Here is a 26739-nt window from a genome sequence, read left to right as displayed (position 1 = left end):
ACGGGAGCGGGAGGGGGTCCGGATGCGGCCGGTTCAGCGGGTTCCGTTCGCCCCGACGCGCTCGACCCAGTAGAGCTGCTTGTGTCCGCGGCTGTCGAGGCTGTCCGCGATCTTCTGGGCCTCGGCGCGGGTCGCGTACCTGCCCACGCGATAGCGATTGCCGTTGTCGTCCTGCCGTATGACGAGCCAGGGAAGCGTGATCATGCTGTCGTTCATCGAGCCCCTCCACTTCCCGCCTCGGGCCCCCGTCGAACCCCGCATTCCATCGAAACCGCAATCCGCATATGCCCGAGCGTACGCCTTACCTTCACGCAGCGAACACGGGTTTACACAAAGAGGTACGCAACCGGCCAGTAAGGAACGACGAGCCAGGGGGCGCACGCCACCGAACGCGCCGCTCACGACTCCCCGCGCGCCCGCGAGCAGGACGAAGTCACCCCTGTCCGCGATGCGGGAAAAGGCCGGATTCCAACCGGGCCCGCGAACGGCGCACCGGTCGACGGCCCGCGCGGCGCACCGGACGTCACACGGGAGGGACGTGACGTTCCGTCACTTCACCGGCAGGTGATAGGCGATGCGGTACCGGTCCGCCGGGACCACCACGTCGGCCGTCTCCACCGGGCGGCCCGAGGCGTAGAACGTGCGCTGGATGACGACGACCACATGACCGGGGACGCCACCGAGCGCCAGGAGCTCCTCGGCGAGGCCGGGGCGCGCGCCCACCTCCTCGGTGACGTTGTCCACGATCACGTCGATGGCCGCCATGCGCTCGACGACACCCATGCCGCCGAGCGGGCCCTCCTCGGGGAGCATCACCGGCGTACGCCCGGTCACGGCGAGCGGCTCCCAGGAGGTGGAGAGCATCATCGCCTCGCCGCCGTCGCGGTAGACGTAGTTCGTGCACATCACACGGTCGCCGGGCTGGATGTCCAGCCGCTCGGCGATCGCGCCGCTCGCCTCGACCTGCCGGCTGTGCGACTCCCAGGTGCCGCGCACGGCGAGGTCGGCCTGCTCCTGGCGGAAGGGGGTGGCGCCGCTGTCCTGGCGGTACCCGGAGCGGGCGAGGCGGCGCGGCACCGGACGCTCGCGGACGTATGTGCCCGAGCCGGAGCGGCCCTCGACCAGGCCCTCGGCCATCAGCACTTTGCGCGCCTCCAGGGCGACCGTGTCCGAGACTCCGTACTCCTCGCGGATTCTGGCCTGCGAGGGGAGCCGGGTGTGCGGTGGCAGCGAACCGTCGACGATCTTCTTGCGGAGATCGCCCGCGACGCGCAGATACGCCGGCTGCTCACCGAATGTCACTTAGCCGCTCCCATCAGGTTGTACAGACAGCAACAGCGTGGCAACCGTGGGTTGTGCCATGCAAGCGAAGGCCAGAGAATCACTCGATGTGATGACGTCTGCCCTTTGAGGGCATTACGCAGGCACTTTCTCCCCACTGTGGCTGCCGTCACACCTCGATTCCGGAGCCGTCTTCGCCGCCGCTACCGCCGCTGCCGCCCTGGTCCTCCTTCGGCGGGGTGGTGGCCAGCCCCAGAGCCTTGCGGGTCGTGACCGTCTTGTCGGGGTCCATGAACTTCATGGCCTTGTCGTAGTGGGCGTAGAAGGTGTCCGCGTCCGGCGACCCAGCGGCCTTCAGCCATTCCGCGCGGGCCCGGTCGAGATTTTTGGCCAGAACCGCGACCCGGCGGTTCACGGCGGGCGCGAACGTGTGGCCCCGGAGCATCCCGGTCTGCTTCGCGAGAGCCCCCGAGACCCTGGTCGCCCACTTCTTGTGGCCCGGCAGGTCGTCCTCGACGTACTGCGCCTCGGGGGCCGTGTCCATCGCCCGGTTGAGGATCCGCGCCGCCTCCAGATAGGCGAGCTGGTCCGCGTCGAGCGTCGTGGAGTCCTTGCGCAGCGAGCCCGTCAGGGTCGCGTGCTCGTCGGTGTTCCCGAACATGCAGGTGATCTCGCGGTCGCCCCTGCTCCAGCTCTGCCGGGTCGGCGTGAAGTAGTAGACGTCGACGTCGTCCGGGACGGCCCAGCCGTCCATCGCGTACGTGTCCGTGAGCGTGTAGCACATGTCCCCGGCCTCGGCGGAGACCGCGGAGTCGCCCGGGTAGGAACCGTCGTGCGCGGTCGCCTCGGCGAACACCTCGGCGTCGTGCTTCCCGGAGCACGGCACGAAGTCGACGTCGTAGGCGACGCCCTCCAGGGTGCCGCTCGGCGCGTCGAAGCACTGGCCCTTGTGCAGGGAGAGCGAGCTGCCGCCGCTGTCGGCCCCCTCCTTGAAGCCGTCCCAGAAGTCGCGGGCTCCCCCGGTGGCGACCATGAGCGCCAGCAGGACGACGCCGATCGACGACAGGATCATGCCCGCCACGGCCATGCCCTTGCCCCGCTCGCCGCGCTTCCTGATCTGCACGAGCGCGACGATCCCGAGCAGCAGCCCGACGGCGGGCAGGAAACAGAGGATGCCGAGGACCAGCGCCGCGATGGCGAGCCCGTTGAAGGGAGCGGGCCTGTTGTACGGGGAGTAGCCCTGCCCCCAGGGCTGGTACGGGCCCGCGTACGGACCCTGCTGGTACGGACCCTGCGCGTACGGACCCTGCGCGTACGGACCCTGCGGGGCGGGCCCCTGGGGGTACGGGGCGTGCGGATACGGCGGCGTCCCCGGCGGCGGGTACTGCCCCTCGGGCTGCTGCGGGCCGGGCGGCGGGGGTATGGCCACGTTTTCCCTTGCTCCTCATGCATGCGCGACGGAACGCGCGTACGACGGCCGAATGGCTGCGCGCATCGTAAGCGCGGCACGGGCGGGGCCGTGACGGAGGCCGTCCGGGCCGCGCCGGGGCACCGGCCGCTCCGGGACGCGCGAAGCGTCCCGTCCCGCGGTGGCGCGTCTAACCTGCACCCATGACTGCACTGCCGGACTGCTTCTGCCCGACGGACGGCACGCGGGTCCCGGCCGGCTCGCTCGCCTGGTGCTGCCCGGTCTGCCGCGGCCCGCTCGACCTGGACTTCGCGCCGACGCCTGCTCCCCTCGCCTCCCTGGCCGGCCGGGTGAACTCGATGTGGCGGTACGCCGAGTGCCTGCCGCTGGCCGCGCCGACCGTCAGCCTCGGCGAGGGCCGTACGCCTCTGGTCCCCCTGCGCGAGGACGTCCTCGCCAAGCTCGACTTCCTGATGCCGACGCTGTCGTTCAAGGACCGCGGGGCCGTGCTGCTGGCCGAACTGGCCCTGCGGCTCGGACCCCGGCGGGTGATCGCGGACAGCAGCGGCAACGCGGGCACGGCGGTGGCCGCGTACTGCGCTCGGGCCGGACTGCACTGCACCGTCTACGTCCCCGAGGGCACCTCGGCGAAGAAGCTGGAGCAGATCGGCGCGCACGGGGCGCGGCTGCGGGTGGTCGAGGGCGACCGCGAGGCGACGGCACGCGCGGCGCGCGAGGCGGCCGACGAGGACGGGGTGTTCTACGCCTCGCACGTCTTCAACCCGTACTTCCTGCACGGCACCAAGACGTACGTCCACGAACTCTGGGAGGACCTCGGCGGACGCCTGCCGGAGGTCATCGTGCTGCCGGTCGGCAACGGCACGCTGCTCCTCGGCGCCGCGCTCGCCGTGGCCGAACTGCACGCGGCCGGGCTGATCGACAGGAGGCCCGCGCTGTACGCCGTCCAGGCCGCGGCGGTCGCGCCGCTGGCCCGTGCCTGGTCCGAGGGGGCCGAGGAGCTCGTCGGCACGACTCCCGCGGCGCCCACCTTCGCCGAGGGCATCGCCATCCCGCACCCGCTGCGGGCCCGTCAGATCCTGCGCGCGGTACGCGCCTCCGGGGGTGCCTTCCTGACCGTGACGGAGGACGAGATCCGTCACGCGCAGACGGATCTCGCGGGGCGCGGGCTGTACGTGGAGTCGACGGGGGTGGCCTGCTGGGCCGCGGTCCGTGCGGGTGCCCTCGCCGGCCGCGAGGCGGTGGTGCCGCTGTGCGGCGCGGGCGTGAAGACGGGGATGGCGCGAGCCTGATCCCTGGCCGGGACCGGGTCCGGCCCCGGCCGCTCGGGCCCGGTCCGGGGCAGGTGTTGCGGGCCGCGCGGGCCCGGGCCGGGGTCGCAGGCGTCGCGGCCGGGCCGGTGTCGCAGGCCGTGCGGCCGGGGCGGGTGCCTGGGCTGCGCAGGCCCGGGCCGGGGTCGGCGCCGGGCCGGGCCGGGCTGGGCTGGGGCCGGGGCTGGAGTCGGAGCCGGTGTCGCAGGCCCCGCGGCCGGGGCCGGTCGTCCGGGTCGCGCGGTCGGTCCTCTGCTTTCCGGGCAGCCGGGGGCCTCACACCGTCATGCCCAGGCGCGCCTGCTCCTCCTCGACGATCCGGCGCGCCAGTTCGGTGTCCGACACGTCGACCGCGTCCGCCGTGGCCTCGGCCACGGCGCTGCGGCGGGCGTAGGCGTCGAAGAGGCGGGTCTTGGCCTCCAGCATCTTCACCATGCGTTCGTCCACTCCCCCGGTGGCGAGCAGACGGTACACACGCACCGGTCTCACCTGGCCCATGCGGTGGGCCCGGGCCACCGCCTGGTGTTCGATGGTCGGTTTGATCTGGGGTTCGCAGATGACGACGACGGAGGCCGCCTGCATGTTGAGGCCGATGCCCGCCGCCTGGATCTGCGCCAGCAGCACCGCGGGGCCGGTGACGCCGGCGAAGTCGTCGACGATCTGCTGCCGCCGCCCCGCCGGGACGCTTCCGGTGAGCGGACCGAACAGGGGCGCGCGGTCGGCGACGGCCGCCGTGAGCTCGTCCCTCACGACACCCAGTACGTCCTTGAAGTTGGAGAAGACGACCGTCTTCTGCCCGTTCTCGGCGGCCTCCTGAACGATCTCCCGGAGCCGGCCCAGCTTGGCCGACTTCTCGGGACGCAGGTACGCGGCCCTGCGCATCGCCATGAAGTTGCCCGCGCGCACGGCGTCCCGGTACGCCTCCTCGTCCGACGCGCTCAACTCCTCCCACTCGTCGGTGCGCTGGAGACTGGGGAGTTCCGTCAGCACGTCCTCCTGGTTGCGCCGCAGGTAGACCGGGGCCACCGCCTTGCGGAAGGCCACCGACCCGGCCAGCGCGTCCCGTTCGCCCAGGGAGTCGGCGACGGCGCCGTCGAGCATCCGGACCAGGTCACGGAACTCCACGACCCTGTTCTCCAGCGGGGTTCCCGTCATGAGGAGGGCCCGCCCGCAGCGCTCCGCCCACAGGGCGACCGCCTGGGACCGCTTGGCCCGGGGGTTCTTCACGAAGTGCGCTTCGTCGACGACGAGCAGGGCGACCTCGTCCGCGCCCGGTGCGGGGAAACCGCGCAGCGCGTCGAACGTGGTCACCGCGACCCCGCCCCGTTCCTTCCACTCGGCGAACGCGTAGTGCCGGTCGGGGCCGTGGAGCACCGTGACCCGCAAGGCACTGCGCGCCTCGACCTCCCGTGTCCAGTTCACGAGGACGCTCGCCGGACAGACGACCATGAAGCGGGACTGCCCCTCGGCGGCCAGGTGCGCCAGTACGGCGATGGCCTGGATGGTCTTGCCGAGGCCCATCTCGTCGCCGAGGATCACCTTGCGCTGCGCGAGCGCGAACCGGGCGCCGAACGCCTGGTAGCCGCGCAGCGAGACCCGCCGGTGCGCGTCGTCGAGGGGCTGGGTGCGCACCCGCTCGACGATGTCGTCCGGCAGGAACCCCTCGGCGGCGGCCGCGTCCGGCTGCCGCCCGGAGATGTCGGCGAGCAGGCTGTAGTAATCGGCGGACCGCAGTTCGAAGTCCACCCAGGCCGCGACGTCGGACGAGGGGCCCCGGAGCAGATCCACCGACGCCTGGGCGAGCAGTCCGGGAGTGCCCGCCCGCTCCGCCTCGTCCACCAGCGACCGGATCTCGGCGACCGCGGCCAGCGCGCGGGACTTCTTCTCCCTGCCCGCCACGAGCATCCGGAGCCGTCCGGCGGCGGGCCTGGCGTCGGCGAGGGCGGGACCGAGCCGCTCCGAGAGGGCGGCGGCCCGCTCCAGCGCGCGACGGGCGTCCGGGCCGGCCTCGGCCAGGACGTGCAGGGCCGTGACGAGCGCGGTGGTGCCGGGTTCGGGCCGGTCCACGTCGATGTGGACGGCCACGCTCTCGTGCACGGCCTCCGCGAGCCGGGCGGCGGCGGCGAGCATCTGGTCGACGGTGCGCTGCCCCACTCCGGGGATCTGCCGCAACCGGTAGGGCCCGGCTTCCAGGACGGCGCCCACGGTGCGCAGCCCGCTCTGCTCCACGCTCGTGAGCCGCAGCCGGCCTTCGGTGACGTCCTGGAGCCGGGCGACGGGGATGGCGTCGAGGTGGCGCCCGACGGCCGCGTCGTGGATCGGCGCGAGCGCCGCCCGTACCGCGTCCACCGCCTTTTCGTGGTCCCCCGCCACGGCCCGGGCCGCTTCGAACAGCCGCACCCCCCGAGCAACGGCATCCCGCTCCCCACGCCCCACCCGCCCCACCCCTCCTCGCCGTCCCCGCATCCTCCCACCGCCCACCCGGGCCCGGGGCCGGCCGGCCCCGGGTCACTCGCGGGACCACCGCACATGCGGTGGCCAATGATCACAAGTTGAGATGAAATCACCATATTCCCGGCGCGAATGTTCTGTCTCAGCACCGTGCGCGGCCCGGAGAGACCCCACCGGCTCGCCGGTACCCGCGTATTAACTCGCGCCCCGAGCTGCCCAGTTGTGTACTACCGTTGTTGTGCACCGCGTGCCCTCCTCGGAGGGTGTACGTGACGCGACCCGGGGAGTACGCGATGCCCTTCGGTTCGGTGATGGAGCCCCATGGTGCGCTCCCGGCGGGAGCCATCCGGCGCCGTCACCGATCAATCCGAAGGGGACGCATTCCTGTGGCTGCCGTCGAGTACATGCCCAAGCGCCGCACCTGGGTCCGTGATGTCCTGGTTGGCATCGCGGCGAGCCTCGGCTCGAACCTGGCGTGGGCTCTGGCGCAGGTCGTGGTGCACCGCCTCGGCTGAGCCGAGCGACGGGCGGGCCTCCAGGGCCCGCCCGCCTTTCTTTCTCAGCCGGGTAGTCTGCAAACGTCATTGCGGCCCGACGGGCTTCCGCTCCGCTTCGGCGGAGTCACGAAGGACATGCCCCCACCCGCACGAGTCATCTCGTGCCTGGGGACCCTTCGTGCTCCTGCAACTGTCAGCAGCCGAGCTCGGCCGACTCATAGTGGCCCGATCCGGATCTGCGCACCTCCCGCTCACAGAGCGACTGATCCATGAGCACTCCCGAATCAAGGGAGGAACGCCGGGCCAGGGGGACATCGCTTCGTGGAACAACAGCGTCCCCGTAGTGGTCAGAGCCCTACTGAACTGCGGCCTTGGCGAAGTCGAGGTGCAGATCGAGGTCGACCTCCCGCACACCAATTCCGCGGTCGACCTGGTGCTGTGCGGCCTGCGCCCCGGTACAGGGACGGATTCATACCTTGCGGTCGAGCTGAAACAAGTACGGCACGCCACGGTGGACCCGCTGTGCCCCATCGCCGTCGATCTCGGGTTCGGCGACGGGAAGAACAAGCTGCACCCGGTCCGGCAGATCCAGCGCTACTGCGAGTACATGCTGCGCTACTTACCCCATCTTCGGGAGAACGAAGACCAGTTGATGGGTGTGGCACTGCTCCACAACGCACGGAACGCGGATGTGGAAGCCCTGTTCGATCTGCACGAGAGCGACCACGGCTTCCTCTACACGCTCGATGATCTGACTCGCTTCCGAAGAGCACTCACGTCGAGATTCACCGCCGCGTCCGGGAAACGGGCGGCGTCCGCGCTGGAGCAGGCCCGCCAGGACCCGTTGCTCAAGGTCACCGATGTGGCCCGTCAACGTTCTGTTGTCGGTGGCGGTCTCACGCTCCTCGACGAACAGTACGTCGCGTTCGACCGGATCACACGGCACCTGGAGAAGACCACCCAGTTCACTGATTTGAACGTGGGTCTGTTCTACGACGCCGAAGCCGCCCACCTCCAGGCTGCCGTTCCGAGCGTCAAGCGCGTCTACATTCTGCGGGGCGGCCCGGGCAGCGGGAAGAGCGCCGTAGCCCTCGAGTTGCAGCGTTCCCTCGGGCTCACGGGCCGTGAAGCCGTACTGGCCAGCGGCTCCCACGCCTACACGGAGACTCTGCGCGAGATCATGATCAGCACGGCCCGCCGAGGGCGGACCGCAGACAAACGTCGCGCGGCCAACAGGCTGTACCGCTACTTCAACAGCTTCAGCGACAGCCCGCCGGACAGCATCGACGTCCTCATCTGCGATGAAGCGCACCGCATGCGACGCAGCTCGACACACCGTTGGATGCCGAAGAATCTACGAGACGACGACCGGCCACAGGCAGCCGAGCTGATAAGAGCCGCGAGAGTGCCGATCTTCCTGCTCGACGATCACCAGTCGATCCGTCCGGACGAGGTGGGCACCGCCGCATATCTCAAAGAGCTCGCCGAGCGCATGGGCTGCGATGTCGAAGTGACGGACCTGGAGGGCACGTTCCGAGCGGGAGGCAGCAAGCGGTACCAGCGCTGGGTTCAGCAGCTACTGGGCCTTCACCTCTCCGATCCGGTCGCCTGGAGACCGGACGGGAGGATGACGCTGACGGTCGCCGACTCCCCCGAGCAGATGGAGCGGTTCATCCGCGAACGCCATGCGGAACGGGCCACGGCCCGCATCACTGCGGGCTTCTGCTGGCCGTGGAGCAACCCGGACGGGGAACAGCTCGTCGACGACGTGCGCATCGGGGACTGGCGCCGGCCTTGGAACGTGAAGCCGGAGTACAGCGTCCCGAACGCACCACGGTCGGACCTGTGGTCGACCGATCGCCGTGGTGTCGACCAGATCGGCTGCGTCTACACGGCACAGACCTTCGAGTACGACTGGAACGGCGTCATCATCGGACCCGATCTGCTCTTCCGCGACGGGAAGTTCAAGGTGGACGGCAGCGCTTCGTGCGACCCCGCCTTCCGCGGTCCGATCGACGACGCGATCGTCACCCGGTGCGTCCTCAACGCCTACCACGTGCTCCTCACCCGCGGCGTCGTCGGCACCGTGGTCTACGCGGTCGACCCGGCGACCCACAACGCACTGCGCAGACTGATCCCAGGTGCCATCGGCATGCAGCACTACGACGGCGCCCAGCCGAAGCTCACCGCCGAAGGATCACAGCTGCCACCCGCCCACCGCAGACGGCACGGGTAATCTTGATCCCGACGTAGCCGCGGCCCGCCGGGCTTCCACTCCGCCTGGCGGAGTCACGAAGGACATGCCCCCACCCGCGCGAGATTCTTCGTGCTGCCTGGGGGCATTTCTTGCTGTTCCGCGACTCCGCCGCAGCGGTCGCTGCCGAGTGTCACTCCGGTGCCCTGTTCTTCCGCTTGACGGAGCAGTTCGTGCACGTGCACGGTCACAAGCCGGGTTCGTCCGAGGTGCGCTCGTGGGAGCGGAGCATCCCCGTGCTCGCGAACGCGCTCAACGATGCCGGGCTCGGCCGGGTGGAGATGCTCCTGGAGTACGGACTGCCGCTGAACAGCAAGCGGGCCGATGCCGTGCTGGCCGGGGTGCACCCCAAGACCGGACTGCCGTCCTACGTCGTCGTGGAGCTGAAGCAGTGGAGCAGCGCGGAGCCGGACGACGACGATCCGTCGCTGTGCCGCGTTGATGCGTACAACAGGGCGGTGCTGAACCCGGCCGACCAGGTGCGCGGCTACTGCGAGTACCTCGTCTCCTTCAACGGGGCCCTGGCCGAGCACCCGGAACGCATCAACGGCGCCGCGTATCTGCACAACGCAACCGAGTTCGGTGTCAGCGGGCTCTTCGAGGCGGAGCAGGACCGGTACGGTCGACTCTTCATCGGTGCACGACGCGGCGAGTTCATCGACTTCCTGCGTAACCGGCTGGCGCCGGAGTCGGGCGCTTCGGCGGCGGACGAGCTCGTCAACGGGAAGATCGGTCCATCGAGGCAACTCATGGCGGTGGCCGCTCAAGAGGTCCGTGAGCGTGAGCAGTTCGTCCTGCTGGACGAGCAGCAGATCGCGTACCGCACGGTCCTGAACGCCGTGCGCCGCGCCAAGCAGTCCGACCACAAGGAAGTCGTGATCGTCGCCGGCGGGCCCGGCACCGGCAAAAGTGTCATCGCGTTGTCGCTCCTCGGTGAGCTGTACCGCCAGGGCACCACCGCGCTGCACGCGACGGGCTCCAGTTCGTTCACGACGACCATGAGGAAGGTGGCGGGGGCCCGGAAGCGCGAGGTGAAGGACCTCTTCAAGTACTTCAACAGCTTCATGGCCGCCGAACGCAACAGCCTCGACGTCCTGATATGCGACGAGGCCCACCGTATCCGGGAGACATCGGCCAACCGCTACACGTCGGCGTCGAACCGCACCGGCAAAGCCCAGATCGAGGAACTCATCGACGTCGCACGCGTCCCGGTCTTCCTGCTCGACGAGCATCAGGTCGTTCGGCCCGGCGAAATGGGCACGGTCGCGGAGATCGAGGCAGCCGCTGCGAAGAAGGGGCTCCGATGTCGAGTGGTGCCTCTGGACAGCCAGTTCCGGTGCGGTGGCAGCGACGCATACCTGCGCTGGGTGGTCAGGCTGTTGGGCCTTGCTCCAGGCGGTCCGGTGGAATGGGAACCCGACGACAAGATGCACCTCACGGTCGTGGACAGCCCTCAGGAGCTGGAGACGTTCCTCGAAGGTCACCGATCGCAGGGGTACAGCGCGCGCATGTCCGCGGGCTACTGCTGGAAATGGACGAAGAAGGTGTCACCAGGCCAGGCACTGCCCGCGGACGTCGTCATCGGGGAGTGGGAACGGCCCTGGAACGTCTTCGGTGACCGCTCGGTCGCGGGCGCGCCGCCAGCCGCGCTGTGGGCAACCGATCCAGCGGGCTTCGGACAAGTGGGCTGCGTGTACACCGCACAGGGCTTCGAGTACGACTGGAGCGGCGTGATCATAGGTCCTGACCTCGTGTGGCGAGGCGACCGCTGGGTCACCGACCGTTCAGCGTCCAAGGATCCGGTCTTCAAGAAGTCGACCCCGGACGCGGATGTGGACCGACTGATCCGCAACACGTACAAGGTGCTGCTCACGCGGGGGATGATCGGCGCAGTGGTGTACTCGTCCGATGCCGAAACGCGCCGGAAGCTCCACACCCTGGCCGCCGCAACCTCGAGCCTTGCTGCCGTGTAACTCACTCGAAAGGGGGCCCGCCCGGTTGGGCGGCCCCCCTTTCGACCTGCGCGCTGAACAACCCGCCCAGGCGAGACTCCGACTAGACGTTGAACCGGAACTCCACCACGTCCCCGTCCTGCATGACGTACTCCTTGCCCTCCATGCGGGCCTTGCCCTTGGCGCGGGCCTCGGCGACGGAGCCGGTTTCGACCAGGTCGGCGAAGGAGATGACCTCGGCCTTGATGAAGCCCTTCTGGAAGTCGGTGTGGATCACACCGGCGGCCTCGGGGGCCGTCGCGCCCTTCTTGATGGTCCAGGCGCGGGATTCCTTGGGGCCGGCCGTCAGATAGGTCTGGAGGCCGAGGGTGTTGAAGCCGACGCGGGCCAGGGTGGCGAGGCCGGGCTCCTCGGCGCCGACCGACTCCAGGAGCTCCAGGGCGTCCTCCTCGTCGAGCTCGGCGAGGTCCTGCTCCAGCTTGGCGTTGAGGAAGATCGCCTCGGCGGGGGCGACCAAGGCGCGCTGCTCGGCCTTGAAGTCGTCGTCGACCAGCTCGTCCTCGTCCACGTTGAAGACGTACAGGAACGGCTTGGTCGTGAGCAGGTGCAGGTCGTGCAGCAGCTCCTCGTTGCCCGAGCCCTGGACGATGCCCGCGGAGAACAGGGTGTCGCCCTTCTCCAGGATCTCCTTGGCCGCCTCGACCGCCGCGACCTTGGGCGCGATGTCCTTCTTGATGCGCGACTCCTTCTGGAGGCGCGGCAGGACCTTCTCGATCGTCTGGAGGTCGGCGAGGATCAGCTCGGTGTTGATCGTCTCGATGTCGTCCTTGGGCGAGACCTTGCCGTCGACGTGCACGACGTTCTCGTCCTTGAACGCGCGGATGACCTGGCAGATCGCGTCCGACTCGCGGATGTTCGCGAGGAACTTGTTACCCAGTCCCTCGCCCTCGCTCGCGCCGCGCACGATGCCCGCGATGTCGACGAAGTCGACGGTCGCCGGGAGGATCTTCTGCGAGGAGAAGATCTCGGCCAGCTTGGTCAGCCGGGGGTCGGGGACACCGACCACGCCGACGTTCGGCTCGATCGTGGCGAACGGGTAGTTGGCCGCGAGCACGTCGTTCTTGGTCAGGGCGTTGAACAGGGTCGACTTGCCGACATTGGGCAGACCGACGATTCCGATCGTGAGCGACACGTTGCGACTTCCCGTACGAGAGGATGGGCGAAGGGCCCTCCAGAAGAGCGGGCCGATCCACCAGTCTACGGCGTGGACCGCCCCCGGCCCGCGAGGTATCGAACGCATGGCCAAGCTCGTTCCACGGCCACGTCTTCCCTTGTTCTCCGGCGTGTCCGATGAGCCGTTCCACACATAAAACGACCTAAGTTGGTCCAGTGGAGCAACACAGGACGCGTCCCCCTCAGTACAGACCGCGACGCGGGGCACCGGTTCCGGCACAGGGCGGGCGGGCCGCGGGCGGCGGTGTCCGGCGAGACGGACCGGCGCCGCGGCGGCCCGCGCCCGCACGGGTCGGGCAGCAGCCCGGCACGACCCGGCCCCGGCTGACCGGGCTCGGCGGCGGCCTGTTCTGCGGCGCCTCGATGTTCGTGCTGGCCTGCCTCGACGCCCTGCTGTTCGACGGGTCGGCGACCGTGTACGGGGTGCTGTTCCTGCCCGTGTGCCTGCTGACCGCGCTGTGGGTGCGGCCCGGCGACCTGGTGACCGCGCCCGTGGTCGTACCGATCGCCTTCGCCGTCGGGCTGCCGCCGCTCGCCGACGACGGCGGTGGCGGCCTCGCCGGTCACTTCATGGGCCTGGTCACCGCGCTCGCGCTCCAGGCGGGCTGGCTGTACGGCGGGACGCTGGCCGCGGTCCTCGTCGTGGCCGTCCGCAGGATCCGGCTGGTCGGCCACAGGACCGCCCAGCGGCGGGACCGGGCGCGCGGCCTGCCGTCCGGCCGGCAGGCCCGCTGACCCCCGCGTACCGCCGCGGGCGGCTCCGCCGCTACCGGGAGATCTGCGCCGCGCGCATCGCCGCGCCCACGATGCCGGCGTTGTTCTGGAGCTGCGCGGGGACGATCTCCGCCTTGATGCCCTCGATCAGCGGCAGGAACTTGTCGGCCTTGCGGCTGACACCGCCGCCGATGATGAACAGCTCCGGGGAGAACAGCATCTCGACATGGGCGAGGTACTTGGTGACCCGGCGCGACCAGTGCTCCCAGGTCAGCTCGTGGTCGTCCTTGGCCTTGGTGGAGGCCCGCTTCTCGGCGTCGTGGCCGTTCAGCTCCAGGTGCCCGAGCTCGGTGTTCGGGACCAGCTCGCCGTCCGTGAAGACGGCGCTGCCGATGCCCGTGCCGAAGGTGAGCAGGATGACCGTGCCCCGGCGGCCCTTGCCGGCGCCGAACTCCATCTCGGCGACACCCGCCGCGTCGGCGTCGTTCAGCACGGTCACCGGCAGACCGCCGAGCCGCTCGCCGAGCAGCGCGCCCGCGTCGGTGTCGATCCAGGACTTGTCGACGTTGGCCGCCGTGCGGATGGTGGAACCGCCGGTCACCACACCGGGGAACGTGATGCCCACCGGGCCCGTCCAGCCGAAGTGGTCGATGACGTCCTTCACGCCGTCGGCCACCGCGTCGGGCGTCGCCGGGTGCGGGGTGAGCACCTTGCAGCGCTCCTCCGCCAGGTCCCCGCGGTCAAGGTCCACAGGGGCACCCTTGATCCCGGATCCGCCAATGTCCACACCGAAGATCTTCATGGCCCTACGTTACGACGTACGGCTGACTGTCACTTCCCGGACGGACCACCGGTGCGTGCCTCCACCAGTGCGGCCGCCTCCGCGCGCAGGTCGCGGCGCAGCTCCTTGGGGAGCGAGAAGGTGATGGACTCCTCGGCGGCCTTGACGATCTCCACGTCCTCGAAGCCGTGCCCGGACAGGAACTCCAGGACCTGCTCGACGAGGACCTCGGGGACGGAGGCGCCGGAGGTGACTCCGACCGTGGTCACGCCCTCCAGCCAGGTCGCGTCGATCTCGTCGGCGAAGTCGACCAGGTGCGCGGCGCGGGCGCCGGCGAGCTTGGCGACCTCGACGAGCCGCACCGAGTTGGAGGAGTTGCGCGAGCCGACCACGATGACCAGGTCGGCCTCGGCACCCATCTGCTTCACGGCGAGCTGACGGTTCTGCGTGGCGTAGCAGATGTCGTCGCTCGGCGGGGAGATGAGGAGCGGGAACTTCTCCTTCAGGGCGTCGACCGTCTCCATCGTCTCGTCGACGGAGAGGGTGGTCTGGGAGAGCCAGACGACCCGGGAGGGGTCGCGGACCTCGACCTTGGCGACGTCCTCGGGGCCGTCGACCAGGGTGATGTGGTCGGGCGCCTCGCCGGAGGTGCCGATGACCTCCTCGTGGCCCTCGTGCCCGATCAGGAGGATGTCGAAGTCCTCGTTCGCGAAGCGGACGGCTTCCTTGTGGACCTTGGTGACCAGCGGGCACGTCGCGTCGATGGTGGCGAGCTTGCCGGCGGCGGCCTCGTCGTGGACGACGGGGGAGACGCCGTGCGCGGAGAACATGACGATGGACCCCTCGGGGACCTCCGCCGTCTGCTCGACGAAGATCGCGCCCTTCTTCTCCAGGGTCTGCACGACGTACTTGTTGTGGACGATCTCGTGACGGACGTAGATCGGAGCCCCGTACTGCTCGAGGGCCTTCTCGACGGCGATCACGGCACGGTCGACGCCCGCGCAGTAGCCACGGGGGGCGGCGAGCAGGACACGGCGGCCAGGAGAAGCGGTCATGCCCACCATCGTAAGGCCGCGCCCGGCGGGTCGGGGATCGCCTCCTCGGGGACACTGTGGGGAGCCGGGGGCGGGACCAGGCGATTCCCGGGAGGCACGATGTCCGAGGCGCGGACCGGCGCGAGCACGGACCCGGCGGAGCGGGAGCTGCGGCGCAGCCTCGGCTTCCGGGACCTGGTCGTCTACGGGCTGCTGTTCATCGCCCCGATGGCGCCGGTCGGGGTCTTCGGGACGCTGGACGCGAGGTCGCACGGCGCGGTCGCGCTGGTCTACCTCGTCGCGACGGCCGCCATGGCGTTCACCGCCTTCAGCTACGCCCAGATGGTCCGGGTGGTCCCCCAGGCGGGCTCGGTGTTCGCCTACGCGCGCGCGGGGCTCGGTCCGGGGGCCGGGTTCGTCGCGGGGTGGATGGTGATGCTGGACTATCTGCTCATTCCGGCGGTGGCCTATCTGTTCTCCGGGATCGCGATGAACGCGCTGGTCCCCGAGGTGTCCCGGTGGGTGTGGACCACGCTGGCCGTGGTCGTGACGACGTTCCTCAACCTCTACGGGGTCCGTACGGCGGCGCGTGTCGGCTTCCTGGTGCTCGCGCTGGAGGTCGTGATCCTGGCCGTGTTCGTCGTGTCGGCGGCCGTGGTGCTCGCGCGCGACGGCGCGCAGCGCGGCTGGCTGTCCCCGCTGTCGGGCGACGGCACCCAGGGCGCGTTCGCGCTGTCGGCGGTCGTGGGAGCCGTGTCCGTCGCCGTCCTGTCCTTCCTGGGCTTCGACGCGATCGCCTCCTTCGCCGAGGAGGTCACGGGCGGTTCGGAGAAGGTGGCCCGCGCGGTGCTGTTCTGCCTGGCGCTGGCGGGGGTGCTGTTCGTGGCGCAGACGTATCTGGCGGCACTGCTGGAACCGCTGCCGTCCGCGCGGCTCGCCGCCGACCCCGCCCTCCAGGGACCGGCGTTCTACGACGCCGTGGACGCCTCGGTCGGCTCGTGGCTGCACGATCTCGTGGCGGTCGGCAAGGCGGTCGGAGCGGCCTTCGCGGCGCTGGCCGGGCAGGCCGCGGCCGGGCGGATCGTCTTCGCGATGGCCCGTGACCGGCGGCTGCCGAGGGCACTGGCGCGCACCGCCTCCGGGGTGCCGCGGGCGGCCCTGGTGTGCTCGGCGGTGATCACGCTGGTCGCGGCGGTGTGGGCGGCGCGCCGCGACGACGGCCTCGACAAGCTGGTCTCGGTGGTCGACATCGGCGCGCTGACCGCGTTCACGTTGCTGCACGCCTCGGTGGTGGGCTGGTTCGCCGTACGGCACCGCGGCGGGCCCGTGGTGTGGTGGCGGCACGTCCTGATGCCGGTGCTCGGGGCCGCGATCACCGTCGCGGTGATCACCGAGGCGTCGGGAACGGCCCAGGTGGCGGGGGTGGTGTGGCTGGCGGTGGGTCTGGTGGTGCTGTTCGCCCAAGGGCGACGGACGGCGGCCACGGGGTAGCAGCCGCGAGGGGCGGGACCGGACCGCACACGACCGGGACCGGACCGCACACGACCGGGGCCGCACCGCCGCGAACCGTGGCGGACGGCTACGGGCGTTGTCGGTGGGGGCCACTACGCTCGGTCCATGGCTCTCAACACGTCCGCGGACGCTCCGCTGCCCGTCGGCGAGGTGTCACGGCTCATCGGGGGATGGATCGACCGGCTCGGCGCGGTGTGGGTCGAGGGACAGATCACCCAGTTGTCGCGGCGCCCCGGCGCGGGCGTCGTCTTCCTGACGCTGCGCGACCCGTCGTACGACATCTCGGTGAGCGTGACCTGCTTCCGCCAGGTCTTCGACGCGGTCTCCGACGTCGTGAGCGAGGGCGCCCGCGTGGTCGTCCTCGCCAAGCCGGAGTGGTACGCGCCGCGCGGGCAGCTCTCCCTGCGCGCCACCGAGATCAAGCCGGTGGGAGTCGGAGAGCTCCTGGCCCGCCTCGAACAGCTCAAGAAGTCGCTGGCGGCCGAGGGGCTGTTCGCGGCGGAGCGCAAGAAGCCGCTGCCGTTCCTGCCGCAGCTCATCGGGCTGGTGTGCGGGCGCGCGTCGGCGGCCGAGCGTGACGTGCTGGAGAACGCCCGGCACCGCTGGCCCGCCGTCCGCTTCGAGGTCCGCAATGTCGCCGTGCAGGGCGTCCACGCCGTACCGCAGGTGGTCCAGGCGGTGAAGGAGCTGGACGCGCTCGACGAGGTCGACGTGATCGTCGTGGCGCGCGGCGGCGGCAGCGTGGAGGATCTGCTGCCGTTCTCCGACGAGCAGCTCGTCCGCGCGGTCGCGGCCTGCCGCACACCGGTCGTGTCGGCGATCGGGCACGAGCCGGACAGCCCGCTGCTCGACCTGGTGGCCGACCTGCGGGCGTCCACGCCGACGGACGCCGCCAAGAAGGTGGTGCCGGACGTGGGCGAGGAGTACGAGCGGGTGCGGATGCTGCGGGACCGCGCGCGGCGCTGTGCGCGGGCGTTCGTCGACCGCGAGGAGCGGGGGCTCGCGCACACGCTGGCCCGGCCCTGGATGGAGGATCCGCACCGGATGGTCGACGAGCGGGCGGACCAGGTCTCCGCCTTGCTCGACCGGGGCCGGCGCACCCTCGGGCATCTGCTGGACCGCGCGGACTCGGAGCTGACGCACACCCACGCGCGCGTGGTGGCCCTCTCCCCCGCGGCGACCCTCCAGCGGGGGTACGCGGTGCTCCAGCGAGCCGACGGGCACGTGGTCCGGGACCCGGCCGAGGTGGCGGCGGACGAGACGCTGCGGGCGCGGGTCGCCGAGGGTGAATTCACTGTCCGAGTCGATGCGTAGGGTGGGCGGATGACCAGCAAGGTGGACGAGGCGCTCGGGTACGAGCAGGCACGGGACGAGCTGATCGAGGTCGTACGTCGCCTGGAGGCGGGCGGTACGACCCTGGAGGAGTCCCTGGCCCTCTGGGAGCGGGGCGAGGAGCTGGCCAAGGTGTGCCGGCGCTGGCTGGAGGGCGCGCGGGCCCGTCTGGACGCGGCCCTGGCCGAGGAGTCCCGGGCGGAGGAGGCGGACGCCGGGTCCGAGTGACGAGCGGCTCCGGCCCCGGGACCGGCACCGACCCCGGCCCGGGCCGACACCGGCGCCGGCCCCGACTCCGGCCCGGCTCCCCCTGACGCCCCGCTTCGAACAGCCCCCGCGGGGCCCGCGACACGGCGGGCTCCGCTTTTTCGATCCCTCCGTCTGTGAAGCGGATCACCACGCCCCAGTTTTGATTGAACTTTAAACCTCTTCGGCGTACTGTCGTACTCGCCAACAGATCCCCCCGGATCCAACGCACATACCGAGAAGGTTCTTCATGTCTCTCGTCCTTGACCCCACCGCTCAGGACCTGCTGTTCCGCGAGGCCCGCACCGCGAACACGTTCACCGACGAGCCGGTGACCGACGAGCAGGTCCAGGCGATCTACGACCTGGTCAAGTTCGGCCCGACCGCCTTCAACCAGTCCCCGCTGCGCATCACACTGGTCCGCTCCCCCGAGGCCCGTGAGCGTCTGGTCCAGCACCTCGCCGAGGGCAACCGGGCGAAGACCGCCGCCGCCCCGCTGGTCGCGATCCTCTCCGCGGACAACGAGTTCCACGAGGAGCTTCCGGCGCTCCTGCCCCACTTCCCGGCCGCCAAGGACATGTTCTTCTCCGAGCGCCCGGTCCGTGAGGGTTCCGCCGCGATGAACGCCGCCCTCCAGGCCGCGTACTTCATCATCGGCGTCCGTGCCGCCGGTCTGGCCGCGGGCCCGATGACCGGTGCCGACCTCGCGGGTGTCCAGAAGGAGTTCCTGGACGACGACCACACCCCGCTGATGATCGTCAACATCGGCAAGCCCGGCGAGGGCGCCTGGTTCCAGCGCTCCCCGCGCCTGGACGCCGACCAGGTCATCACGACCGTCTGACCGACGACACCAGAGAACGAAGAAGGGCCCCCGGCGCGCCGGGGGCCCTTCTCCATGCCTTGGGGGTTCCGCGCGGGCGCACCCGGCGCCTCTAGGAGGTCTTCAGTGCCTCCGCCATCTTCACCAGCGTGCCGATCGACCCGGTGCCGGTCACCACCGTCGTCGCGCCCTTGCCCTCCAGGACGAGCGCGTCGTAGTGGTCGCCCTCGTAGCGCCGCCAGGTGCGGTCGCCGATGCGCCGGGTGTCCTTCGTCTGCCGTGCGCCCTGGCTCGCCGTGTCGATGAACACGGCCGGCCGCTGAGTCGACTGCTCGACCGCCACGTACTGACCGTCGGGGTCCTGGAAGCCCAGATGCCAGGCATCGAACTCGCTGCCGTCGTAGCGCACCGAGGTCGCCTTCCACGCCGAGGGCAGCCCCTCGGGCGCCGCGACGGGATAACTCGCCGCCCGGCGAGCCGTCAGCAGCTCGACCCGGTAGTCGACACGCTTGATATCGGGCTTGGAGTCGTCATGCGGGATGAAGATGTAGATGACGCCCGCCATGAGCCCGATGAGGCCCAGGGAAAGAATCATGTCCCGGACCGACTGCTTGCCTTTCATACCTGCCACGCGCCTATCGTCGCAGGTGCCCTGGTCTGCTCATCCGTGGGGCCCCCTGCTCATTTTGTAAGCCTGGCGATAGAGTCGGGACATCACCCTCATCCGGCCGTCGTCGTATCAGAAAGGTGCGTGTCGATGACCGAGCATCATCTGCCCTCCGAACTCGAAGTCCCGTCGGAAGCCCCCGACCGCAACCTCGCCCTCGAACTCGTCCGGGTCACCGAGGCCGCCGCGATGGCCGCGGGCCGCTGGGTCGGCCGCGGCGACAAGAACGGCGCCGACGGCGCCGCCGTCCGGGCCATGCGCACCCTCGTCTCCACCGTCTCGATGAACGGCGTCGTCGTCATCGGCGAAGGGGAGAAGGACGAGGCCCCGATGCTCTTCAACGGGGAGCGCGTGGGCGACGGGACCGGTCCCGAGTGCGACATCGCCGTCGACCCGATCGACGGCACCACGCTCACCGCCAAGGGCATGACGAACGCCATCGCCGTGCTCGCCGCCGCCGACCGCGGCACCATGTTCGACCCGTCCGCGGTCTTCTACATGGACAAGCTGGTCACCGGCCCGGAGGCCGCCGACTTCGTCGACATCAACGCGTCCGTGGCCGTGAACATCCGCCGGGTCGCCAAGGCCAAGCGCGTCACGCCCGAGGACGTCACGGTCGTCATCCTCGACCGGCCGCGCCACGACGGGATCATCAAGGAGATCCGGGAGACCGGCGCGCGCATCAAGCTGATCTCCGACGGCGACGTCGCGGGCTCGATCCTCGCGCTGCGCGAGGGCACGGGCATCGACCTGCTGCTCGGCATCGGCGGCACGCCCGAGGGCATCATCTCGGCCTGCGCGGTGAAGTGCCTCGGCGGCACCATCCAGGGCAAGCTGTGGCCCAAGGACGAGGAGGAGCGGCGGCGGGCGGTCGACGCCGGGCACGACCTCGACCGCGTCCTGACCACGAACGACCTGGTCTCCGGCGAGAACGTGTTCTTCGTCGCGACCGGCATCACCGACGGCGAGCTGCTGCGCGGAGTGCGCTACCGCTCCGAGACCGCGACGACCGAGTCGATCGTGATGCGGTCCAAGTCGGGCACGGTCCGCCAGATCCGGTCGGAGCACCGTCTGAGCAAGCTGCGGGCGTACAGCGCGATCGACTTCGACCGCGCCAAGTAGGACCACGCTCCGGCGCCCCAGAGGCGCGAAAGGGGCGCCCCTTGTGCGGAGGGGCGCCCCTTTTTCCTGCCGTTTTCCTGAGCCGGTACGAGCCGGCGCTCAGCCCGAGCCGGCACTCAGCCCGAGCCGGCACTCAGCCCGAGCCGGCACTCCGCCGTTTCCCGCCGTTTCCCACGGGGGCGACACGCGCCGGCGCTCGGCCTGGCGCGGCCCGTGCGGGGCACAGCGCCCCGTCCCGGGCCCGCCGGCCGGGTCAGCCGGCCGCGGCTATCGAGCCGTGGGTGGCCTTCTTGAGTTCCAGGTCGCGGCGGCGGCGCCGGGCGAGCACGACACGGCGCTCGGCGGCGGTCAGACCGCCCCAGACGCCGTACGGCTCGGGTTGCAGCAACGCGTGCTCGCGGCACTCGACCATGACCGGGCAGCGGGCGCAGACGCGCTTGGCCGCCTCCTCGCGGGAGAGCCGTGAGGCGGTCGGCTCCTTGGAGGGGGCGAAGAACAGGCCGGCCTCGTCACGCCTGCACACCGCCTCCGTGTGCCATGGCGCTTCCTGATCCCTGTCCCGCACGGGCGCCCGCTGGGCCGGAACGGCAGCTACATGCAGGGACTGATGCGGCGGTTGCAGCACGGTCTACTCCTGACGACGGCTTCGCGAGCGTGCCGGGCACCGGGAAAATTCCGCGGCACCCTCCAGGGGACGATGCAGCAAGCCCTACCCGCTGTGCGCGCGCCTATGCACTGCGTGCCGAAGCCCGGCCGTATCCACGCGTGATCGATCGTCCGCCGCGGACCGGCCGCATCCGCCGCCCGCATATTCACGAGCGTCAACGGTCCAGGTGCTTGCGCAAACTCCGGTCCAGCCGGTCCGCCACCCGCTCGTTCACCCGGTTCGTGACCCGGTCGAGGATGTCCGCGATGAGCTTGCCGCGCTTGGGCCTCGCCTCGACGTTGCCGAGGACCGCGAGACCGTCGACGTAGACCACGGGTGCGTCGGCGTCGCCCGAGTCCAGCGTGTCCACCTCGAAGTTGCCGAGCACCCCGCCGCCGCTGCCGCGCAGCGAGACGTTCTCGGGCACGAAGATCTCGACGTTGCCGAACACCGAGATCGCCTTGATCACGACCTGCTGGTACTCGAAGATCGCCTCGCTCAGGTCGATCTCGACATTGCCGAAGACCGAGTACGCGTGAATGCGCCGGCCCGCCCGCCAGCGGCCCTTGCGGACCGCGGAGCTGAAGACCGCCACCACGTTCTCGTCCGCCTCCACCGGGATCGCGCCCTGGGCGGGACGGTTGGGCGCGGAGACGTACGCGGAGGACGCGCGGCCGGTGTGGGCGGCGGGCAGGTCCCGCACGAAGCGGTCGAGTTCGCCGACCGTCTTGGTGGCCAGCACGCCCTCGACCCGCTCGGCGTGCTCCTCCGCGGTCAGCCGCCCCTCGGCGACCGCCTCGCGCAGGATGTCGGTGATCCGGTCGCGGTCGGCGTCGGAGGCGCGCAGCTCGGCCGGCTCCGCCGCCGTGGCGGCACTCGCGTCGGGGCTCTTTTGAAGGTCCACGGCAACAGCGTACCCAAACGCGATAGATCGCGACTACCCCTCTCCCGCCACCCGCGTGAAACCCGCCGGACGCCGGGCCCTCCGGTCCGGTGCCCGAACTGAGCCTTACCTCACAACCCCGGCGTCCGCGTCAGGTTCTACGCTGGTGGACGCTGCCGATGACGGCCGGCCTCCGGCGACGAGCCGAAGGGGTGCGCCCGAGGCGAGGCCCCGAAAGCTGTCTGCCGAGTGAGGAATGGGCGAGATGCCTGAGTTCGCGTACACCGATCTGCTCCCCCAGGGAGAGGACACCACCCCGTACCGGCTGGTGACCTCCGAGGGTGTCTCCACCTTCGAGGCCGACGGGCGGACGTTCCTCAAGGTGGAGCCGGAGGCGCTGCGCAAGCTCGCCGCGGAGGCCATCCACGACATCCAGCACTACCTGCGCCCGGCCCACCTCTCCCAGCTGCGCCGCATCATCGACGACCCGGAGGCCTCGGCGAACGACAAGTTCGTCGCCCTGGACCTGCTGAAGAACGCGAACATCGCCGCCGCGGGCGTCCTGCCCATGTGCCAGGACACCGGCACGGCGATCGTCATGGGCAAGCGCGGCCAGAACGTGCTCACCGAGGGCGGCGACGAGGCCGCCCTCTCCCGCGGCATCTACGACGCGTACAAGAACCTGAACCTGCGCTATTCGCAGATGGCCCCGCTGACCATGTGGGACGAGAAGAACACGGGCTCCAACCTGCCCGCGCAGATCGAGCTGTACGCCACCGACGGCGGCGCCTACAAGTTCCTGTTCATGGCCAAGGGCGGCGGCTCCGCGAACAAGTCGTTCCTCTACCAGGAGACCAAGGCGGTCCTCAACGAGGGCTCCATGATGAAGTTCCTGGAGGAGAAGATCCGCTCGCTGGGGACGGCCGCCTGCCCGCCGTACCACCTGGCGATCGTCGTCGGCGGCACGAGCGCCGAGTACGCGCTGAAGACCGCGAAGTACGCCTCCGCGCACTACCTGGACGAGATCCCCTCCGAGGGCTCCGAGCTCGGCCACGGCTTCCGGGACAAGGAGCTGGAGGAGAAGGTCTTCGAGCTGACCCAGAAGATCGGCATCGGCGCGCAGTTCGGCGGCAAGTACTTCTGCCACGACGTCCGCGTGGTGCGCCTGCCGCGTCACGGCGCGTCCTGCCCGGTCGCGATCGCCGTGTCCTGCTCGGCCGACCGCCAGGCCGTCGCGAAGATCACCGCCGAGGGCGTCTTCCTGGAACAGCTGGAGACCGACCCGGCGCGCTTCCTGCCGGAGACCACGGACGAGCACCTGGACGAGGCCGGTGACGTCGTGCGGATCGACCTCAACCAGCCGATGGACGACATCCTCGCCGAGCTGACGAAGTACCCGGTCAAGACCCGGCTCTCGCTCTCCGGCCCGCTCGTCGTGGCGCGCGACATCGCGCACGCCAAGATCAAGGAACGCCTTGACGCGGGCGAGGAGATGCCGCAGTACCTGAAGGACCACCCCGTGTACTACGCGGGCCCGGCCAAGACCCCCGAGGGCTACGCGTCCGGCTCCTTCGGCCCGACGACGGCCGGCCGCATGGACTCCTACGTCGAGCAGTTCCAGGCGGCGGGCGGCTCCAGGGTGATGCTCGCCAAGGGCAACCGCAGCAAGCAGGTCACGGACGCCTGCGGCACGCACGGCGGCTTCTACCTCGGCTCCATCGGCGGTCCGGCGGCCCGGCTCGCCCAGGACTGCATCAAGAAGGTCGAGGTCGTCGAGTACGAGGAGCTCGGCATGGAGGCCGTCTGGAAGATCGAGGTCGAGGACTTCCCTGCGTTCGTCGTCGTCGACGACAAGGGCAACGACTTCTTCCAGGACCCGGCGCCCGCCCCGACCTTCACCACGATCCCGGTGCGGGGCCCGGGACTGGCGTAGTGCGGGCCCGTACGGCGTACGCCCGTTCGGGTGACGCCGTACGGGTGACACGCCCGTGACGCCTTACGCGTGGGGAACGGCCGCCGACGAGGCGGCCGTTCCGGCGGGAACACCGGCGGGCTCCGGGACGCTGTCCCCCATGGAGGTGTCACCCATGACGGATGGCCAGGACGACGGCGCGTACCGGATCGAGCACGACTCCATGGGCGAGGTGCGGGTGCCCGCGGACGCGAAGTGGCGGGCGCAGACCCAGCGCGCTGTCGAGAACTTCCCCGTGTCGGGGCAGCACCTGGAGCGCGCGCACATCGAGGCCCTCGCCCGGATCAAGGGGGCCGCCGCGAAGGTGAACGGCGACCTGGGCGTGATCGGCAAGGATGTCGCGGAGGCGATCCAAGAGGCGGCGGCGGAGGTCGCCGCGGGCCGCTGGGACGCGCACTTCCCGGTCGACGTCTTCCAGACGGGCTCGGGCACCTCGTCCAACATGAACGCCAACGAGGTCATCGCGACGCTGGCCGGCGAGCGGCTGGGCCGGGACGTCCACCCCAACGACCACGTGAACGCCTCGCAGTCGAGCAACGACGTGTTCCCGTCGTCCATCCACATCGCCGCGACCGCCGCCGTGACCCGTGACCTCGTGCCCGCGCTGGAGCATCTCGCCGCCGCGCTGGAGCGCAAGTCCCGGGAGTTCGCCGACGTGGTGAAGTCGGGGCGCACCCACCTCATGGACGCGACCCCGGTGACGCTCGGCCAGGAGTTCGGCGGGTACGCGGCCCAGGTGCGGTACGGGGTCGAGCGGCTGGAGTCCTCGCTGCCGCGGCTGGCCGAACTGCCGCTCGGCGGCACGGCCGTGGGGACGGGGATCAACACGCCGCCCGGGTTCTCCGCCGCGGTGATCGCGGAGGTGGCGCGGTCGACCGGGCTGCCGCTGACCGAGGCCCGCGACCACTTCGAGGCGCAGGGGGCGCGCGACGGGATCGTGGAGACCAGCGGTCAGCTGCGGACCGTCGCCGTCGGGCTGACGAAGATCGCGAACGATCTGCGGTGGATGGCCTCCGGGCCCCGCACCGGACTGGCCGAGATCAGCCTCCCCGACCTCCAGCCGGGCTCCTCGATCATGCCGGGCAAGGTGAACCCGGTGATCCCCGAGGCGGTGCTGATGGTCGCCGCCCAGGTGACGGGCAACGACACGACCGTCGCCGTCGCGGGCGCGGCCGGCAACTTCGAACTCAACGTGATGCTGCCGGTGATCGCCAAGAACGTCCTGGAGTCGGTGCGGCTGCTCGCGAACGTCTCACGGCTGCTCGCCGACCGCACGGTCGACGGGATCGTCGCGCACCGCGAGCGGGCCCGCGAGTACGCGGAGTCCTCGCCGTCGGTGGTGACGCCGCTGAACAAGTACATCGGGTACGAGGAGGCCGCCAGGGTCGCGAAGAAGGCGCTGGCGGAGCGCCGGACGATTCGCGCGGTGGTGCTGGAGTCGGGGTACGTGGAGCGCGGCGACCTGACCCTGGAGCAGCTGGACGAAGCGCTGGATGTCCTGCGGATGACGCACCCGTAACAGCGCGTGTCCGGGGAGAAACGCCTGATGACGGCTCCGTAACAGCCGGTCGCCGTTGGCGCGAACCCTGACGCGAACCGCAGCGTCGCGTGCCCGGGGCACCTAATATCTGGTCATGGCAGAGGGTGGAGCGGTGAGACGAGCGGAAGCGGGCGGACGGACGGCGTTCTGGGAGCCCGGAAGCCAGATCCTGTGGCGGTACCGGGAGAACGCCGGGGAGCAGGTCCACATCTGCCGGCCGGTGACGGTCGCCCGGGACGACGCCGACCTGCTCGCGGTGTGGATGGCGCCGGGCACCGAGTGCGTGAAGCCCGTGCTCGCCGACGGTTCGCCGGTGCACGCGGAACCGCTGGAGTCGCGCTACACGAAGCCCCGCGCGGTGCGGCGCGGCCGCTGGGCCGGGACCGGGGTGCTGAAGCTGGCGCGGCCGGGCGAGCCCTGGTCGGTGTGGCTGTTCTGGGAACAGGGCTGGCGTTTCAAGAACTGGTACGTGAACCTGGAGGCTCCGCTGACCCGTTGGGCGGACGGGGTGGACTCCGAGGACCATTTCCTCGACATCTCGGTGCACCCGGACCGCAGTTGGCGCTGGCTCGACGAGGACGAATTCGCCATGGCGCAGCGGGCCGGTCTGATGGATGCTCAACTGGCGGCGCGAGTGAGGGAAGCGGGGTGGTCGGCGGTGGACGTGATCCGTGCCTGGGGCGCGCCGTTCTCGGACGGATGGCAGCACTGGAGGCCCGATCCGGGCTGGCCGGTTCCTGTTCTGCCGGATGACTGGGACCGTACGCCCGCGCACGTGTCCTCATGAGACCCTTGATGCGCCCCCGTGGTACAACCGTAGGATCGTCTTCCGCAAGGGCGCACGGCAGAAACAACTCCCGCAGGATGAGCCGGGCTTGACCATATGTCACCGAGGGGCGGCAGGACGTGAGCGAGGGGTACGAGGCGTACGGCGACGTGGCCGGCGGGCCGACGGCACGGGCCGTTTCCGGCCGCGGGCGAGCCGTACCGTGCCGGGCGGCGGCTGCGAACGCCGTCGGTCCCGGCCCTGACGACACGCAGAATCCGTTCCTGGGGCACTCATTCC

General features: G+C 70.6%; 23 protein-coding genes. 13 read left to right on the top strand and 10 right to left on the bottom strand.

Translation table 11 applies throughout. The features are described from left to right. Positions 1-33: 33 nt before the first annotated feature. The 3 genes from WJM95_RS20995 to WJM95_RS20985 form a co-directional block, all read right to left on the bottom strand. Complete coding sequence (locus WJM95_RS20995) at positions 34-216, bottom strand: SPOR domain-containing protein (protein WP_339131232.1); 183 nt, start codon at positions 214-216, stop codon at positions 34-36. A gap of 333 nt (positions 217-549) precedes the next feature. Next, complete coding sequence (locus WJM95_RS20990; RefSeq protein WP_339131231.1) at positions 550-1302, bottom strand: GntR family transcriptional regulator; 753 nt, start codon at positions 1300-1302, stop codon at positions 550-552. A 148-nt stretch (positions 1303-1450) separates the two neighbouring features. After that, entirely contained in the window at positions 1451-2710 is a 1260-nt protein-coding gene (locus WJM95_RS20985) for a DUF4190 domain-containing protein (RefSeq protein WP_339131230.1), read from the bottom strand. Positions 2711-2892: 182 nt separating this feature from the next. On the opposite strand from WJM95_RS20985, the gene WJM95_RS20980 reads away from it, so the two are divergent. Then, positions 2893-3999 carry a threonine synthase gene (locus tag WJM95_RS20980; protein WP_339131229.1) on the top strand — a complete coding sequence of 369 codons (1107 nt, stop codon included), beginning with the start codon at positions 2893-2895 and terminating at the stop codon, positions 3997-3999. Between the two features lie 294 nt (positions 4000-4293). Here WJM95_RS20980 and WJM95_RS20975 read toward each other — a convergent pair whose 3' ends face one another. Next, positions 4294-6483 (bottom strand): DEAD/DEAH box helicase, encoded by a 2190-nt coding sequence (locus WJM95_RS20975; RefSeq protein ID WP_339131228.1) that lies wholly within the window; start codon positions 6481-6483, stop codon positions 4294-4296. 371 nt (positions 6484-6854) lie between these two features. Between WJM95_RS20975 and WJM95_RS20970 the strand changes: the two genes are divergently transcribed. From WJM95_RS20970 to WJM95_RS20960, 3 genes are all read left to right on the top strand, one after another. Then, a complete protein-coding gene (locus WJM95_RS20970; protein WP_339131227.1) occupies positions 6855-6983 on the top strand; it encodes a DUF6408 family protein in 129 nt (42 codons plus the stop codon). A gap of 160 nt (positions 6984-7143) precedes the next feature. Continuing rightward, positions 7144-9201, top strand: a complete 2058-nt coding sequence (locus WJM95_RS20965; protein WP_339131226.1) for a DUF2075 domain-containing protein — start codon at positions 7144-7146, stop codon at positions 9199-9201. A 110-nt stretch (positions 9202-9311) separates the two neighbouring features. Next, positions 9312-11192, top strand: a complete 1881-nt coding sequence (locus WJM95_RS20960) for a DUF2075 domain-containing protein (RefSeq protein WP_339131225.1) — start codon at positions 9312-9314, stop codon at positions 11190-11192. Between the two features lie 82 nt (positions 11193-11274). Here the strand turns inward: WJM95_RS20960 and ychF are convergent, their stop codons facing one another. Then, the gene (ychF, locus tag WJM95_RS20955) at positions 11275-12363 is read right to left on the bottom strand and encodes a redox-regulated ATPase YchF (RefSeq protein ID WP_339131224.1); all 1089 of its coding nucleotides are present in this window, start codon (positions 12361-12363) and stop codon (positions 11275-11277) included. A 197-nt stretch (positions 12364-12560) separates the two neighbouring features. Between ychF and WJM95_RS20950 the strand changes: the two genes are divergently transcribed. Further along, positions 12561-13139 carry a DUF6542 domain-containing protein gene (locus WJM95_RS20950; RefSeq protein WP_339131223.1) on the top strand — a complete coding sequence of 193 codons (579 nt, stop codon included), beginning with the start codon at positions 12561-12563 and terminating at the stop codon, positions 13137-13139. 31 nt (positions 13140-13170) lie between these two features. Here WJM95_RS20950 and WJM95_RS20945 read toward each other — a convergent pair whose 3' ends face one another. Next, entirely contained in the window at positions 13171-13920 is a 750-nt protein-coding gene (locus tag WJM95_RS20945) for an ROK family protein (protein WP_339131222.1), read from the bottom strand. A gap of 29 nt (positions 13921-13949) precedes the next feature. After that, positions 13950-14963: a 4-hydroxy-3-methylbut-2-enyl diphosphate reductase gene (locus WJM95_RS20940; RefSeq protein ID WP_339131221.1), complete on the bottom strand. Its 1014-nt coding sequence runs from the start codon at positions 14961-14963 to the stop codon at positions 13950-13952. 90 nt (positions 14964-15053) lie between these two features. On the opposite strand from WJM95_RS20940, the gene WJM95_RS20935 reads away from it, so the two are divergent. The 4 genes from WJM95_RS20935 to WJM95_RS20920 all read left to right on the top strand — a co-directional run bounded on the left by WJM95_RS20935 (position 15054) and on the right by WJM95_RS20920 (position 18864). Continuing rightward, on the top strand, positions 15054-16424 hold the full coding sequence (locus WJM95_RS20935; protein WP_339131220.1) for an APC family permease: 1371 nt from the start codon (positions 15054-15056) through the stop codon (positions 16422-16424). Positions 16425-16550: 126 nt separating this feature from the next. Further along, positions 16551-17759, top strand: a complete 1209-nt coding sequence (gene xseA / locus WJM95_RS20930; protein ID WP_339131219.1) for an exodeoxyribonuclease VII large subunit — start codon at positions 16551-16553, stop codon at positions 17757-17759. A 9-nt stretch (positions 17760-17768) separates the two neighbouring features. After that, on the top strand, positions 17769-18005 hold the full coding sequence (locus WJM95_RS20925) for an exodeoxyribonuclease VII small subunit (protein WP_339131218.1): 237 nt from the start codon (positions 17769-17771) through the stop codon (positions 18003-18005). A gap of 268 nt (positions 18006-18273) precedes the next feature. After that, the gene (locus WJM95_RS20920; RefSeq protein WP_339131217.1) at positions 18274-18864 is read left to right on the top strand and encodes a malonic semialdehyde reductase; all 591 of its coding nucleotides are present in this window, start codon (positions 18274-18276) and stop codon (positions 18862-18864) included. A gap of 91 nt (positions 18865-18955) precedes the next feature. Here WJM95_RS20920 and WJM95_RS20915 read toward each other — a convergent pair whose 3' ends face one another. Further along, the gene (locus WJM95_RS20915) at positions 18956-19474 is read right to left on the bottom strand and encodes a DUF4245 domain-containing protein (protein WP_339131216.1); all 519 of its coding nucleotides are present in this window, start codon (positions 19472-19474) and stop codon (positions 18956-18958) included. Between the two features lie 126 nt (positions 19475-19600). Here WJM95_RS20915 and glpX point away from each other — a divergent pair, with 126 nt between their 5' ends. Further along, positions 19601-20632, top strand: a complete 1032-nt coding sequence (gene glpX, locus WJM95_RS20910; protein WP_339131215.1) for a class II fructose-bisphosphatase — start codon at positions 19601-19603, stop codon at positions 20630-20632. A 253-nt stretch (positions 20633-20885) separates the two neighbouring features. On the opposite strand, the gene WJM95_RS20905 is transcribed toward glpX, so the two are convergent. Further along, positions 20886-21257 carry a WhiB family transcriptional regulator gene (locus WJM95_RS20905; RefSeq protein ID WP_339131214.1) on the bottom strand — a complete coding sequence of 124 codons (372 nt, stop codon included), beginning with the start codon at positions 21255-21257 and terminating at the stop codon, positions 20886-20888. 196 nt (positions 21258-21453) lie between these two features. After that, the gene (locus WJM95_RS20900; RefSeq protein WP_339131213.1) at positions 21454-22182 is read right to left on the bottom strand and encodes a DUF1707 domain-containing protein; all 729 of its coding nucleotides are present in this window, start codon (positions 22180-22182) and stop codon (positions 21454-21456) included. Positions 22183-22426: 244 nt separating this feature from the next. On the opposite strand from WJM95_RS20900, the gene WJM95_RS20895 reads away from it, so the two are divergent. The 3 genes from WJM95_RS20895 (at position 22427) to WJM95_RS20885 (ending at position 26460) form a co-directional block, all read left to right on the top strand. Further along, on the top strand, positions 22427-24094 hold the full coding sequence (locus tag WJM95_RS20895; protein WP_339131212.1) for a fumarate hydratase: 1668 nt from the start codon (positions 22427-22429) through the stop codon (positions 24092-24094). 154 nt (positions 24095-24248) lie between these two features. Next, complete coding sequence (locus WJM95_RS20890; RefSeq protein ID WP_339131211.1) at positions 24249-25652, top strand: class II fumarate hydratase; 1404 nt, start codon at positions 24249-24251, stop codon at positions 25650-25652. A 115-nt stretch (positions 25653-25767) separates the two neighbouring features. Continuing rightward, complete coding sequence (locus WJM95_RS20885; RefSeq protein ID WP_339131210.1) at positions 25768-26460, top strand: DUF402 domain-containing protein; 693 nt, start codon at positions 25768-25770, stop codon at positions 26458-26460. Positions 26461-26739 lie beyond the last annotated feature (279 nt).

Source organism: Streptomyces sp. f51, from assembly GCF_037940415.1.
GTDB lineage: Bacteria > Actinomycetota > Actinomycetes > Streptomycetales > Streptomycetaceae > Streptomyces.
The sequence above is the reverse complement of the archived record's forward strand: the minus strand, read 5'-3'. Positions and strand labels throughout refer to the sequence as shown.